Origin of the sequence: Thiomicrospira aerophila AL3 (assembly GCF_000227665.2) — a bacterium.
Lineage (GTDB): Bacteria > Pseudomonadota > Gammaproteobacteria > Thiomicrospirales > Thiomicrospiraceae > Thiomicrospira > Thiomicrospira aerophila.
This window is the reverse complement of the sequence record NZ_CP007030.1, coordinates 626056-641017: the sequence shown is the minus strand read 5'-3', so window position 1 is coordinate 641017 and position 14962 is coordinate 626056. Positions and strand designations below refer to the sequence as shown.

Genomic DNA, 14962 nt, shown 5'->3' with positions numbered 1-14962 from the left:
TTTCAGCTCCCAACTTTACGTAACAACCAGGCCTGGTGAATTTTCGGGCTGCGTTTAAAATCTTCCGGCAGGGTTTTACGGGTGATATCTTCAATCTGCCAGTCACTTAACGCCTCGGTATCGAGTTTAAACTTCTGCATGTTATTCGAAAACACCAACACACCACCTTCGGCTAATAACGCACCGGCCTGCTCAATCAACTCAACATGATCACGTTGAATATCCAACACCCCTTCCATCCGCTTGGAAGTCGAGAATGAAGGCGGATCAAGAAAAATGACATCAAACGGTTCCATTTTGGGCGGATTTTTTAACCAAGCGACCACATCCTCTTGTAGCAATTGATGATGGCGCAAGTCAATATTGTTGGTCATAAAGTTATGTTTGGCCCAATAAAGATAGGTTTTCGACATATCGACACTCAACGAGTTTTTAGCGCCCGCCACCGCCGCTTGTGCGGTCGCGGTGGCGGTATAACAAAACAGGTTCAGTAAATCCTTGCCCTTCGCGAGCTTCGCTACCAACGCACGGACATCGCGGTGATCTAAAAATAAACCGGTATCTAAGTAATCGGTAAAGTTAACCCGCACATTGGTGTCGTTTTCGATAATCGTAAAATAATCTTTGCGCTCTTCGAGCTTCTCGTATTGGCTTGTACCTTTTTGTTTTTGGCGAACCTTATACACCACTTTTTCAGCGGTTATGCCAAACACCTCTGGCAAGACCGCCATCGCCTCATACAAACGACGCTTGGCTTTCGCCGCATTTACCGTTTTCGGTGCGGCATACTCATTCACCACCAACCATTCACCGGCTTCAAGCGTATGGTAATAATCAATCGCCAAGGCATATTCTGGCATATCGGCATCATAGACTCGATAGGCCAACACCTTATTGCGATCAGCCCATTTACGCAGGGTTTTTAAGTTCTTGCGTAACCGATTGGCAAACATCTGCGCGCCTTCGCTTTGTGCCAGATCGGCCATCGACATTTCAACTTCTGTGGCCAAATCCGCACCGGCTTTAAGCGCGGGTTGACGGAAAAACTCTTCTTCAACCTCAAAACGAAATAGCTTACATTCCATTGCACCATTAAAAAACGCATGGTCGCGCTTGGCTTTTAAACCTAAATAGAGTCCTAACTCCTTATTGCAGGTTAATACGGCCGCTTGCCAGCCAACAAAATGACGTTTCAACATCTCGCCAATTTGCACATATAGGGCTTTGACTTCATCTTCTTCGCCTAGGCGTTCGCCATAGGGTGGATTAGTCACTACTAAACCAACTTGAAGATCGGCTTCAGGTTGAGCTTGATTAACCGCCAACACCTGTACTTGAATCACATCGGCATAACCGGCTTGCTGCACCGCCTGACGAGCGATTTTGACCGCACCCGCATGGGCATCCGAACCATAGATTTTTGGAATTTTTGCCAGGCCTGCAGCTTCACGTTGCACCGCATCCTTGACCAAGCCATCCCAAATCTCACGCTGATGGCCTAACCAGGATAAAAAGCCCATATCTTGCGCCTTAGCCAGGCCTGGTGCCGTATCCGATGCAATCATAGCTGCTTCAATTAAAAACGTACCCGAACCACACATCGGATCAAATAAGGGTGCGCCCTGCGCGGCCAACTCCGGCCAACCGGCGCGAATCAAAATCGCCGCTGCGACGTTTTCTTTTAACGGTGCCTTAACCTGCTGACCTTCACGATAACCTCGCTGGTGCAAACTATGACCGGACAAATCTAAACTCAAGGTAAATTGATTACGGTTTAAATGGCCGTGTAATTGAATATCGGGATAATCACGATCTACCGCCGGACGATGGCCGGTGTTATCGCGGAAATAATCGACCAACGCATCCTTGATTTTGAGCGCGCCAAAGTGGGTATGCTCAATTCCCATGCCTTTGCCGGTAAACGAAATCGAAAAACTATGATCTTCGGTCATATGGCATGACCAGTCTATTGCGCGAACGCTGGCATACAGATCTTCTTGGGTATCCAGCTCGGTTTCCAACAGGACTAAATACACATGATTGGCCAGGCGTGACCATAAACAGGCACGATAGCCATCAATTAATCCACCCTCAAAGCTGACACCGCGGGGTTGTGCTTTGACCGCTTGCGCGCCTAAGGCTTGTAACTCTTCTTTTAATAACTCAGATAACCCGTTTGGCGCGGTCGCAAAAAATTTCATTTACCCTTCTTAACTTTCAATGATTGACTAACTTGTGTTAATTTTACCTTTTTTGGCTTTGGCTTTCGTTAGAATAAGCGTCATTACCAATCAAAATATGTTAATAAACTGGACAGTCTATGGCTTACACGCGATTTATTCAGTACGGATTTGTTTTAATTAGCTTATTACTCCCTTGGCAGGTTGGCGCGCAAACGGCACAAAATCAAGCCGAATTCCAACGCTGGGTCCAAGAGTTTAAACCCCAAGCGCTCAGTGCCGGCATTAGCGAAGCAACCTTTGATATGGCTTTTGCGAATGTTCAACTCAATGAACGTGTTCTTGAACTCGACCGACGCCAGCCGGAATTTACCCGTACTTTCTGGCAGTACATTGATATGACAGTCACCCCACTTCGCATTGAGCGCGGGCGATTACTCAGGCAACAACATGCCGAACTGCTTGGCACTGTCACTGCACGCTATGGCATCCCCGACGCCTATTTATTGTCATTTTGGGCGATGGAAACCAATTTTGGCAGCTTTACCGGGAATACCCCCACTATTGAAGCCCTGGCCACCCTAGCCTATGACCCACGTCGCAGTGCATTTTTTACTGAACAACTTTTGTATGCCTTACGCATTCTTGAGGAAGGGCATTTAACCCTAGAACAAATGAAAGGCTCTTGGGCGGGTGCCCTAGGACATACTCAGTTTATGCCATCAAATTATATTCACTACACGGTGGATGGTGACGGCAGTGGTCGCAAAGATCTTTTTAATAGTCTCGACGATGTGTTTCATTCCGCTGGGCATTTTTTAAATCGTCTAGGTTGGCGCACAGGTCAAGACTGGGGCTATGAGGTTCGACTACCAAAAGGTTTTAACTATGCGCTTGCAGACGGTCGCACGCAACGCACTATAGCTGAATGGGCGTCGCTTGGTATTACCAGTGCAACAGGTACCAAACTGACGAATGCTTCACCTGAAGATATGCCAGCTGCCCTGCTGCTACCCGGCGACTATCGTGGTCCTGCCTTCCTCGTGTTTCATAATTTTAATGTCATCAAACGCTGGAATAACTCAAACAACTATGCCCTTGCAGTCGGCATAATCGCTGACCAAATTCGGCATCAACCAGGCCTGGTTGCCAGAGTACCTGCTGATGATGCCGCCATGAGCCGAGAAGACGTCATTGCCTTACAAAATCACTTAAACCGACTCGGCTTTGATGTCGGACGTGCCGATGGCATTGCTGGACAGCGCACCCGGCAGGGTTTACGCGAATTTCAAGTCCAAAAAGGACTACCGGCAGACGGGTTTCCAAGTCCGCGCATGCTGCAGGTTTTACAACAAACCCCTTCACCAGGCTAAATTATGATAGTTAGAGAGGTAAGTATGGCAACTAAAACCTTAACTGCGGGCGTGATGCTACTGATGTTTACCTTAGCGGGTTGTTCAGCTGACGAACAAGTCACGGACACCTCATCATCACAGCAGCACACCAGCCTCCCTGTTGAGGTCAGCGATGTGATGTTCGTTGAACATGAGCAATGGCAAGCACTCGGGCAACTGCTGCCCGCGCAACAAATTTTACTGAGCATGGAAGTCGGTGGCCGGGTAAATGAACGGCCTGTAACACGAGGTGATCAGGTGAATCAAGGCACCACACTGATACGCTTGGATGCCGAGGATTTTGTCCTCAAGCGCAATAGTCTTGATGCTAGCATCAAACAACTTGCAGCCGATCAGCGTTTAGCTTTTAGTGATCGTGATCGCTTAAAGGCGATGCTTAAACGTGAACTGGTATCACAGCAAGATGTCGATCAAATCGAAACCCGCATCGAAAGCCTAGCGGCACAACTTGCACGCCTCAACCAAGAGCGTGCCCTCGCTGAGCGCCAAATTAACTACACCCAGCTCAAGGCACCGATTTCAGGCCGCATTAACCAAGTTATGATTGAACCCGGCCAACAAGTCCAACCCGGTCAAATTTTACTTGAACTTATCCAAACCGATGCGCTCATTGTCCTCACGCATCTGCCCGCGCATCGCATGGCCGCGCTGCCAAAGCAGGCTAAGCTCATCACCCCAACAGGTGCAATTGAATTGCGCTTATTTGAGCAAGAACCCCTGGCCGATCCTGTAACCGGTCTATTTGCAGTTCGCTATCAACCTATTGCTGATGATACCAACGCGAAGCAAGCCCTAGCGAAGCTCCCATTAGGTGAACGCTATTCGGTAACCTTTGAGCAACCCTTACCCAATCGCTTACAACAAATACCTGGCAGCGCCCTGATTGATCTTGGTCAAGGCCCTCATGTCTGGCAAGTCATTGATAATAAAGCGCAACTAACTGACGTTTCGCTAGTTCGGCTGCATAACGGGGTGGCACTTATCCAACCCACCTTAGCCGAGGACAGCAAAATTGTTCGACATGGCGTGCATCGCCTGCAACCTGATCAAGCTGTTCGCATCCTCAATGATTAAAAGGAAATTCGCGTATGTTTGAACGCTTTAATCTATCGGCATGGGCGGTGCGTGAACGCGCCATCACGCTCTATTTTATTATCCTCGTTTCACTAGCAGGCTTATATGCCTTTGTAAGTTTAGGTCGCGCAGAAGATCCAAGCTTTACGATTAAAGTGATGACCGTATCAGCACAATGGCCGGGCGCATCGGCATTAGAGATGCAACAACAAGTGGCCGACCGGTTAGAAAAGCGCATTCAAGAAGTGCCTTTTTTTGATCGCGTTGAAACCACGGCACGACCAGGCCTGGTGGTCATGCAAATTCAATTCCTCGATGAAACCCCGGCCGCTGAAGTACAAAATGTGTTTTATGAAGTGCGCAAACGTATGCTCGATGAAGCTCCTCGATTGCCACGCGGTGTTATTGGACCCGTGGTCAACGATGACTTTGCCGATGTTTATTTTAGTCTCTATGCACTCACCTCAGCGAATCGCCCGCAATATGAACTGATTCAACCGGCCGAACAACTACGTGATCAATTATTACGCGTACCCGGTGTCCAAAAAGTCAATCTATTGGGCGAACGACCACAACAAGTGCAGGTTGATTTAAACCTGGATCGATTAGCGCAACTTAATCTCGCACCGCAAAGCGTTTTTGATGCCCTCGCGGCCCAAAATCAATTACTGCCCGCCGGCTTTATTGAAACCGCTGCCGGTCGAACCTATTTGCGTCTTAACCAAGACATGGGTGATTTAGACCAGTTGCGCCAACTGCCTATTCAACTTGGCAATCAAGTCATTGCCCTGGGTGAGATTGCTGAAGTGACGCGTGCCTTTCAAGATCCACCCGGCTATATCATTCGTGATCAAGGCCAAGAAGCCTTAATGCTTGGCGTGGTGATGCAACCCGGTTTTAATGGTTTAACTCTTGGCAAAAACCTGCACGCAATTGAAGCAAGCCTGCAAGCACAACTGCCTGCGGACATTATTTTCGAGCAAATAACCAATCAAGCCAACGCCATCCGCATGGCTGTAGATGAGTTTCAGCTCAAGTTTTTAATGGCATTGGGTGTCGTGATGCTAGTCAGCTTTTTAGCCCTCGGCCTACGAGCAGGCCTGGTGGTCGCGCTCGCGGTGCCGCTGACTTTAGCGATTACATTCTTTATTATGATGTTGACCGGCAAAAACTTGGATCGCATTACGCTTGGTGCGTTAATCCTGGCACTGGGATTACTTGTCGATGATGCGATTATCGCGATTGAAATGATGTTAGTTAAAATTGAAGAAGGCTTGGATAAGGTTAAGGCCGCTTCCTATGCCTGGTCGGTGACCGCCATGCCGATGTTAGTCGGCACCCTCATTACCGCCGCAGGGTTTGTCCCGATTGGGTTTGCCGCTTCCAATGTAGGTGAATATGCCGGCAATATTTTTTGGGTACTCGCGATTTCCCTCGTGGCCTCTTGGATTGTTGCGGTTATTTTCACCCCCTACCTTGGAGTTAAATTATTAAAAAACCATCCTGGCGCACCGACGCACCTCGATACCGACAAGGTTGCCGCAGATCAAGCCTACCAAACCAAAGGTTATCAACTACTGCGCCGGATTGTACAAGGCTGTGTAAACTATCGTAAAAGCATCATAATATTTACCTTTGTACTATTGGTGCTGGCCATCATCGGCATGGCCAAAAAAGTTGAGAAACAGTTTTTTCCCAGCTCTGACCGACCTGAACTGATGATCGACTTGTATCTTCCCGAAGGCTCTGCATTTGCCACCACCGATGCGGTTGCCCAACGGATGGAAGCCATTTTAAATGAACAACCTGAAGTGCAATCGCTGGCAAGCTACATTGGCGCAGGCGCACCGCGCTTTTTTATGGCACTTAATCCCGAACTACCCAATCCGGCTTTTGCCAAAATTATTGCCATCACCGGTGACCGCTATGAGCGCGACCAACTGCAAGCGCGTTTGCAGAGCATAATTAATGACGGCGCCTTCCCTGATGCCCGCGTGCGTGTTCATCCCCTGCTCTATGGTCCACCCGTAGCCTGGCCCATTACATTTCGCGTGATGGGCGATGACCCATTAATCTTGCGCGATATCGCTAATCAGGTGCGCGATATTGTTGCGGATCACCCTGCCACGCTTGAACCTCACTTGGATTATGGTCAACGTGCGCCAGTGGTGCAGCTTGAATTTGACCTACAACGCTTGGCACAACTTGGTTTTACGCGTCAAACCTTGCACCAGCAACTGCAATTTGCGCTACAAGGACAAAGCCTTACCGAACTACGTATCGATACCCGAAGTGTTGCGCTGGTTGCACGCGCCGATAAACGCGAGATGATCAACCTCGAACAACTCGTCAGCTTATTAGTCACTACACCTACCGGGCAAAGCCTGCCATTGTCGCAACTCGCCGAACTGGTCATCGCCTATGAAGACCCGGTATTAAAACGCCGTAATCGCACTCCTTATTTGTCGGTCAACAGTGAAATTAAATCCGGTGCGCAGCCACCCGATGTGACCTTTGAAATCTGGCCAAAACTTGAAACGCTTAATCAGACCTTACCACCAGGCTATCGGATTGAAATCGGCGGCACAATTGAAGAATCGGCCAAAGCGCAAGGTTCAATCCGCGCCTTGATGCCGGTGATGGTGATTTTAATGATTACCTTGATTATGCTGATGATGCGCTCATTTAGTGGCACCTTGATGGTCTTGCTTACTGCACCGCTAGGCTTGATTGGGGCAGTGGCGGCATTGCTACTGTTTTCGCAACCTTTCGGGTTTGTCGCCACCCTTGGCTTAATAGGTCTTGCCGGTATCCTAATGCGAAACACCTTAATCCTAGTGGGGCAAATTAATGATAATAAACGTCATGGACTCAATGATTATGATGCCGTCGTCGATGCGACGGTGCGACGAGCTCGTCCAGTCGTACTGACTGCACTTGCAGCCGTGCTGGCGTTTATACCGCTTACCACGTCCACTTTTTGGGGACCATTAGCCTATGTTCTCATAGGTGGCATCACGGTAGGCACGCTCTTAACACTGTTATTTTTGCCGGCCTTGTATAGTGCCTGGTTCAAAATAGCTAAATCAACATAAAGAAATCCTTGTATGGACCAAATCAAACTCCCCAACATCGAGCCTCAAAGGCTGCAAGCCGTCAAAGATCTATGCTTGACCCAGCCGACTCAAGATCCAGGCTTAGATCGCATTACCGAACTTACTGCCCGTCTGTTTAATACAGAGATTGCATTAATCACGATTATGACCAGAGATAAACAACTATTTATCTCTGCTTTTGGTACCAACATTGCAGAGATTCCAAGACAGGATTCTTTTTGTAATGAGGCGATTTTCCATGAACAACCACTTGTTATAGAAGATTGTTTTCAAGATAAGCGGTTTAGCGAGCTCCCTTTGGTAAAGGATGCGCCTTTTATTCGGTTTTATGCTGGGCAGCCAATAAAATCACCATCTGGTTTTATTATTGGCACCCTTTGTATTCTTGATTCAAAACCCAAAAAGTTTGAGCACAATGAATTGCGCAATCTGCAAGACCTCGCCATGATTGCCGAAAACCAAATCAAATATATAGCCGACACAACAACCGACGATTTAACAGGCCTGCTTAATAGACGCGGTTTTTATGGTCAGGCTCGCAAGCACCTCGATCTCGCCATGCGTTCTGAATTACACGCTTCTTTAGCCATTATTGATCTTAATAGATTCAAGGATATTAATAATGAGTTTGGTCATGCATTTGGTGACCGAGTACTGCGAATTTTTGCTGACGCACTCACCCAATCGACACGAAAAACCGATTTAGTTGCACGTTTTGGCGGCGATGAATTTGTCATATTAAGTATTGATAAACACAGTGACGACCTTTACAAAGTTCGTGATCGCTTGAAAACCGCCATTGCGCAACTCAGGCCATTAGACTTACCCCAAGCTATCAATATTGACTTTTGTATAGGTGCGCTAGAATTTAAGCCAACGGCTGAATTAGATTTGGAAGCCGTTTTAGCAGATGCCATTCAGTGCATCCATAACCCAACCTAATTCAATTTGAATTAGGTTGCTGGGTTGTATCGGTAGATTTTGGTGTGTCTTTGGGACGCAAAAAGAACTCATAGATAATCAACATCGCCGCACCGACCGTAATGCCCACGTCAGCGATATTAAAGGTAGCATAGTGCCAACTGCCATAATAGAAATCAAGAAAATCGGTGACCTTGCCAAACAGCAACCGATCAATCAAATTGCCGATTGCACCGGCCAAAATTAACTGCAAACCTAATACTTCAAAAGTCGGTTTAGCTTTTAGCTTACTTAACCAAAACAGCAAGCCGATGCTAATACCGACTGCCAAGGTCACAAAAAACCAACGCTGCCAGCCGCCCATATCGGCTAAAAAACTAAAGGCCGCGCCATAGTTATAGACTAGCGTCAGATTAAAATGCGGCATCACAGCCAAGGGCTCACCAAAGGTCAAATAGCTGACCGCCAGATACTTGGTGATTTGATCCAGCACCAATACCAGGCCTGCTAACCACAGATAGCGCAACCCGGTTTGCGAAACGATAGATTTTAGATTTGGCATATCATTACCTTGCGTGATAAGTCTTGCTGTTTTGTCTTGGACTATAAAGTTGTACTAAAGATTTGCATCTTGCGCTTTCGACTTGCTCTAACTTGTAAGCGGCTAGGTTGTGCTCTTGCGACGCCTCTTTTTTCGAAGAAAAAAGCCGAAGGAGCAAGGGCATAACCCAGCCGCGCAGAGTTGATCGGTTAAAGCCAATATCAAGCAAAATGGCGCACTTCGCCATCCCCAACGACGTTATCAACGCAACGCTGGCACAAGTCAGGATGATCGGCATCGGCACCGATATCTTCACGATGATGCCAGCAGCGCGGGCATTTTTCGGCCTGTACCGCTTGTGCATCAAGCCATAAGCCGTCTAATTCGGATTCGACGGCGGTGGCGGATTTCTCTGCCAGTGGCAAGACTTGCGCGTAGGAGGTAATCAATACAAAACGCAATTCGTCTTGCAACTTGGCTAATGCGTTATACAGCTCGCCATCAGCATAGAGTTTAACCTGTGCGGTGAGGCTGGCTTTAATTTCTCCAGCATTACGCAACTCTTCCAGGCGCTTAGAGACCGCAGAACGCACCTCAATCATCTGCGCCCAATAAGCCGAGTTCATCTCAGCGCTTTCATCTAACGCGGTTAAACCTTCGTACCAGGTCGCCACAAACACGGTTTTTTCACGCTCACCCGGAATATACTGCCAAAGTTCTTCGGCGGTAAAACTTAAGATCGGCGCAATCCAGCGCGTCATGGCTTCGATAATATGATACAAGGCGGTTTGTGCCGAACGCCGTGCTAAGCCGTCGGTTTTGCAGGTGTACTGACGGTCTTTAATCACGTCTAAATAAAACGCCCCCATTTCTATCGAGCAGAAATGTGACACCGCCTGATAAATCTGATGGAAATGATACTGTTCATAAGATTCAACAATCTGCTGCTGCAATTGATGCGCATGCCCGACCGCCCATTTATCGAGTGGCAATAAATCCTCATAGGCCACCAAATCGGTAGCCGGATTAAAGCCGTTCAAGTTCGCCAATAAGAAACGTGCAGTATTGCGAATACGGCGATAGGCATCAGCGGTGCGGCTGATAATTTCGTCCGACACCGTCATTTCATAACGGTAATCGGCGGCCGAAATCCACAGACGTAAAATATCTGCGCCCAAGGTGTCGGCGATTTTTTGCGGCGCGACCACATTACCTTTCGACTTGGACATTTTTTTGCCGTCTTTATCCACCGTAAAGCCGTGGGTTAGCACTTGTTTGTAAGGTGCGGCATTGTTCATCGCCATGCCGGTCAAGAGTGACGACTGGAACCAACCACGATGCTGATCCGACCCTTCTAAATACAAATCCGCTGGCGCATGGAGTTCATCACGCTGCTGACAAACCGCATAATGGGTCACGCCAGAATCAAACCAGACATCCAAAATATCCTGTACTTTTTCATAGTCGTTGGCTTCATCACCCAGCAACTCGCGGGCATCCAAGTCATACCAGGCATCAATCGACTGCTGTTCGATCCGTTGCGCGACCAACTCCATCAGTTCGGTGGTGCGTGGGTGCATTTCGCCGCTGACTTTATGTACAAAAATACAAATCGGCACACCCCATAAACGCTGGCGCGAAATACACCAATCCGGACGGCCGTCAATCATGCCTTCAATCCGGTTTTGACCCCAATCCGGCACCCATTCCACGGTTTTAATCGCCTCCATCGCACTGGCACGCAGACCTTGTTGATCCATGCTAATAAACCATTGCGGCGTGGCGCGGAAAATCAATGGCGTTTTGGTACGCCAGCAATGCGGATAGCTATGACGAATCGCTTCATGATGCAATAACGCACCGCGCTCACGCAAAACGTCCAACACCGCCTCATCGGCTTTAAGTACATTCAAGCCTTCAAACAAGGGGGTGCCGGCGACGAAATTGCCCGAACCATCGACCGGGCAATCCACCTCTAAATCGTATTTTAAGCCAACAATAAAGTCGTCTTGACCATGACCCGGCGCGGTATGCACACAGCCGGTACCGGCATCGGTGGTGACATGCTCACCCAAAATCATCGGCACAATGCGCTCATAAAACGGATGCTGCAAACGGATTAAATCAAACTGATCGCCGCGACCATAGGCCACCACACGATAATGCTCGATATCGCATTTCGCCATCACATCTTTAATCAAGGCTTCCGCCATAAACAGGCGCTCTTTGCCCTGCTCGGTTTCGACCTGTACCAACGCATATTCAAGTTCAGGGTGAATCGCCACCGCCTGGTTAGCAGGCAGTGTCCAGGGCGTGGTCGTCCAAATCACCACCGAAATCGGGCCTTCGCCTGTATGGTCCTCAATATGGTGACAGCGCTCAAAAAACGCGGCTTCGTCCATCACCTTAAAGCGGACATCAATTGCATTGGAGCGTTTTTCATCGTATTCCACTTCCGCTTCCGCGAGTGCCGAACGGCCACCAATCGACCAATAAACCGGCTTGGTGCCTTTGACCAGATGACCTTTTTCAATGATTTTAGCCAGCGCACGCACTTCATTGGCTTCAAAATCAAACGCCTTGGTTAAATAAGGATTGTTCCAATCCGCCATAATCCCTAAGCGTTGAAAATCCTTCATCTGACCTTCAACCTGGCTTTGCGCATAATCGCGGCAGGCCTGGCGGAATTCACGCTCATTAAGCTTGACGCCGACCTTGCCGTGTTTTTTCTCAACATTCAATTCAATCGGCAAACCATGACAATCCCAGCCCGGCACAAACGGCGCATCAAAGCCACTCAAACCTTTAGATTTAACAATCATGTCTTTCAACACTTTATTGACCGCGTGACCGATATGAATATCACCATTGGCATAGGGTGGCCCATCGTGCAGAATAAATTTTGGCCGCCCCGCCATCGCCTGACGCACGGTTTGATACAGATCGTCATCCAACCAGGCCTGCACCTGCTTAGGCTCGCGCTGTGGCAACCCGCCACGCATCGGGAAGTCGGTTTCAGGAAGGTTAAGCGTTGCTTTGTAATCGGTCATGTTCGCTACTCAAAATTGAATGATTTGAATTGATTAATAACAATTTGGCCTGCTCGGCATCTTGCGCAATTTGCGCTTGCAGCGCGGGCAAACCACTGAATTTCATTTCTGGGCGGATAAACGCCTCAAGGCGCACTTCAACGTGGGCGCCGTATACCATTTTATGCCAGTCAAATAAATGTACTTCAATTGAAGGCCGCTGACCATGTACCGTGGGGCGCACCCCTATATTGGCTACGCCCGGCCAAGGTTGCTCACTCAGGCCTGCAACCCTGACGGTAAACACGCCGCTGACGGGCATTTGCAAGCGCTTAGGGTTCAGGTTTAAGGTCGGAAAACCAATGGTGCGCCCCAGTTTTTGACCGTGAATGACACGCCCTTCAAACCGAAAGCCCTGCCCCATCAGCCTTGCGGCCTCGGCCAAATCCGGCTTGGCCAGCACCTGGCGTACCCGCGTACTGCTCACGCGCGCGCCGTCAAGATTAAAGGTCGGCATGGCGCTGACACTGAATCCCATTTGCTCACCGCATTGGCGCAAAAAAGCAAAATCGCCCTGACGCTGATAACCAAACTTAAAGTCATCGCCTATCACCAAATGGCGCACCTGTAACTGCTGGTGCAAAATCTGCGTGACAAAATCGACCGCGCTTTGGGCGGCAAATTGGCGATTAAAGCTGACACACAGCAAATAATCAATGCCCACGTCTGCCAGCGCACGTACTTTTTCGCGCAAATTCATCAACCGAACCGGCGCCTGTTCCGGTCGAAAATACTCAATCGGAAACGGTTCAAACACCATCGCCACACTCGGTAAATTCAGCGCTTGTGCTTGCTGTTTTACCTGCGCCAACACACATTGATGACCGAGGTGAACGCCATCGAAATTGCCAATGGTGACCACGCTGCCCTGTGCAAAATCGGCAGTAAACTGGCTTATATTATGAAGGCCACGAATTAAACGCATAGCAAACGGCAAGTCGCTTTAAAAATAAACCGCGATTATAACGGATTCAGCTCAGGCTGTAACCCTTTCGCATTCACGTCAGGTCAAGGTTTTCTGGCTTATCTTTGCCAGCTTTAAGCTGGCGCAAAAACGCTCTTGGCCGAAAACCGACCACCATCATGGTCGCTAAATACGCCAGCATCGCCAGTACAATCATACCTAATAACCAACTGACCCGCTGCCAAGCATTAAAAGCTAACCAGGCCTGCTGCTCTGGATTGATCAGTAGAATCACCGCAATCATCGCAATTAAGCCGAAACTCACTTGCAGCAAAAAAGCTCGCCAAGGGGTTTGCAAACTAAACACGCCTTGTTTAAGCAAAAAATAATAGAGCAACCCAGCATTTAGCATCGCCGAGATTGACGTCGCCAAGGCCAAACCAACATGGGCCAAAGGACCAATCAAGATTAAATTCAACATGATATTACTGACCAGGGCTACCACCGCGATTTTGACCGGGGTTTTCATCTCTTTGCGGGCATAAAACGCGGGCGCGAGTACCTTTACCAAAATGAACCCCAGTAAACCGAGTGAATAGGCCATTAAACTTTGACTCGACATCAGCGCATCAAAGGCCGTAAATTCACCGTAAAAAAATAAAGTAACCAGTAATGGGTGCGCAAGCAATAACAAACCTAACATAGCGGGTAGTGCAATCAACACCACGAGCTTGAGCGCAAAATCAAGATCGCGTTTAAAACCCGCCCAATCAGCCCGGGCCGCTTTTTTTGATAAACCCGGCAATACCACGGTAGCTAATGCCACACCAAACACCCCCAGCGGAAACTCCATTAACCGGTCGGAGTAATAGAGCCAAGACACGCTACCGGTCACCAAAAACGAGGCTAAAATCGTATCGACCAATAGATTAATCTGTGCCACTGACACGCCAAACAAGGCTGGCAACATTAAACGTTTGACTTCACCAACACCTGGATCCGAGGCCAAAGTAGGTTTCGGTAATAAGTTCATCTGCCACAAAAATGGCAAATGAAACAACAACTGCACCAGGCCTGCTAATAATACCCCCCAAGCCAAGGCCATCACCGGTTCTTCAAGTTGTGGCGCCAACCATATCGCACAGCCAATTAACACCAGATTTAACCAAACCGGTGTAAACGCCGGTACAGCAAATTTGTTGTAGGTATTCATCAGCGCCGAAGACAAGGCCACTAAGGAGATTAATAACAAATAGGGGAAAGTGAGTTGTAACATAGCAGTCGCAAGCGCAAATTTTTCCGGATCACTGCGAAAGCCTGGTGCAAAGACGGTCATCCACAAGGATGCACCAAACACCCCAAACAGGGTTAAGATCAATAAAATAAAACCCAGTCGCAGGCCAATAGCCGCAACGAGATGGCGCACCGCCTCATGGCCACGATGCTCTTTGGTTTCTGCCAACACCGGCACAAAGGCTTGTGAAAACGCACCCTCAGCAAATAAGCGTCGAAAAAAGTTAGGGATTTTAAAGGCGACAAAGAACGCATCAGCGCCTGCCGATGCGCCAAACAATCGAGCAATCACCATATCGCGCACAAACCCCAAAATGCGTGATATGAAAGTCATGCCCCCTACACTCAACGTCGCTTTAACAATATTGGCCAAACATCCGATCCTGTTTTTTTTAATTAATTAACGCAGTATAAAGGCTTAGATCTGCA

Annotated in this window: 9 protein-coding genes; 4 read left to right on the top strand and 5 right to left on the bottom strand. The window is 48.4% G+C overall.

Features of this window, described 5'->3' with window-relative positions:
• Positions 1-2: 2 nt before the first annotated feature.
• Positions 3-2201: a bifunctional 23S rRNA (guanine(2069)-N(7))-methyltransferase RlmK/23S rRNA (guanine(2445)-N(2))-methyltransferase RlmL gene (rlmKL, locus tag THIAE_RS02955; protein ID WP_006459354.1), complete on the bottom strand. Its 2199-nt coding sequence runs from the start codon at positions 2199-2201 to the stop codon at positions 3-5.
• A 119-nt stretch (positions 2202-2320) separates the two neighbouring features.
• Here rlmKL and THIAE_RS02950 point away from each other — a divergent pair, with 119 nt between their 5' ends.
• The 4 genes from THIAE_RS02950 to THIAE_RS02935 are packed head-to-tail and all read left to right on the top strand — an operon-like array spanning position 2321 to position 8727.
• Positions 2321-3553: a lytic murein transglycosylase gene (locus THIAE_RS02950; RefSeq protein WP_006459355.1), complete on the top strand. Its 1233-nt coding sequence runs from the start codon at positions 2321-2323 to the stop codon at positions 3551-3553.
• A gap of 24 nt (positions 3554-3577) precedes the next feature.
• Entirely contained in the window at positions 3578-4669 is a 1092-nt protein-coding gene (locus tag THIAE_RS02945; protein ID WP_006459356.1) for an efflux RND transporter periplasmic adaptor subunit, read from the top strand.
• A gap of 14 nt (positions 4670-4683) precedes the next feature.
• The gene (locus tag THIAE_RS02940) at positions 4684-7764 is read left to right on the top strand and encodes an efflux RND transporter permease subunit (RefSeq protein WP_006459357.1); all 3081 of its coding nucleotides are present in this window, start codon (positions 4684-4686) and stop codon (positions 7762-7764) included.
• A 12-nt stretch (positions 7765-7776) separates the two neighbouring features.
• Positions 7777-8727, top strand: coding sequence for a sensor domain-containing diguanylate cyclase (locus THIAE_RS02935; protein WP_006459358.1), 951 nt, complete (start codon positions 7777-7779; stop codon positions 8725-8727).
• Between the two features lies 1 nt (position 8728).
• On the opposite strand, the gene lspA is transcribed toward THIAE_RS02935, so the two are convergent.
• The 4 genes from lspA to murJ all read right to left on the bottom strand — a co-directional run bounded on the left by lspA (position 8729) and on the right by murJ (position 14867).
• Positions 8729-9268 carry a signal peptidase II gene (gene lspA / locus THIAE_RS02930; protein WP_006459359.1) on the bottom strand — a complete coding sequence of 180 codons (540 nt, stop codon included), beginning with the start codon at positions 9266-9268 and terminating at the stop codon, positions 8729-8731.
• A 200-nt stretch (positions 9269-9468) separates the two neighbouring features.
• A complete protein-coding gene (ileS, locus tag THIAE_RS02925) occupies positions 9469-12297 on the bottom strand; it encodes an isoleucine--tRNA ligase (RefSeq protein ID WP_006459360.1) in 2829 nt (942 codons plus the stop codon).
• Positions 12272-13261 (bottom strand): bifunctional riboflavin kinase/FAD synthetase, encoded by a 990-nt coding sequence (gene ribF / locus THIAE_RS02920; RefSeq protein ID WP_006459361.1) that lies wholly within the window; start codon positions 13259-13261, stop codon positions 12272-12274. The genes ileS and ribF overlap by 26 nt, the downstream gene beginning before the upstream one ends.
• 73 nt (positions 13262-13334) lie before the next feature.
• Positions 13335-14867 (bottom strand): murein biosynthesis integral membrane protein MurJ, encoded by a 1533-nt coding sequence (gene murJ / locus THIAE_RS02915; RefSeq protein WP_051418508.1) that lies wholly within the window; start codon positions 14865-14867, stop codon positions 13335-13337.
• Positions 14868-14962 lie beyond the last annotated feature (95 nt).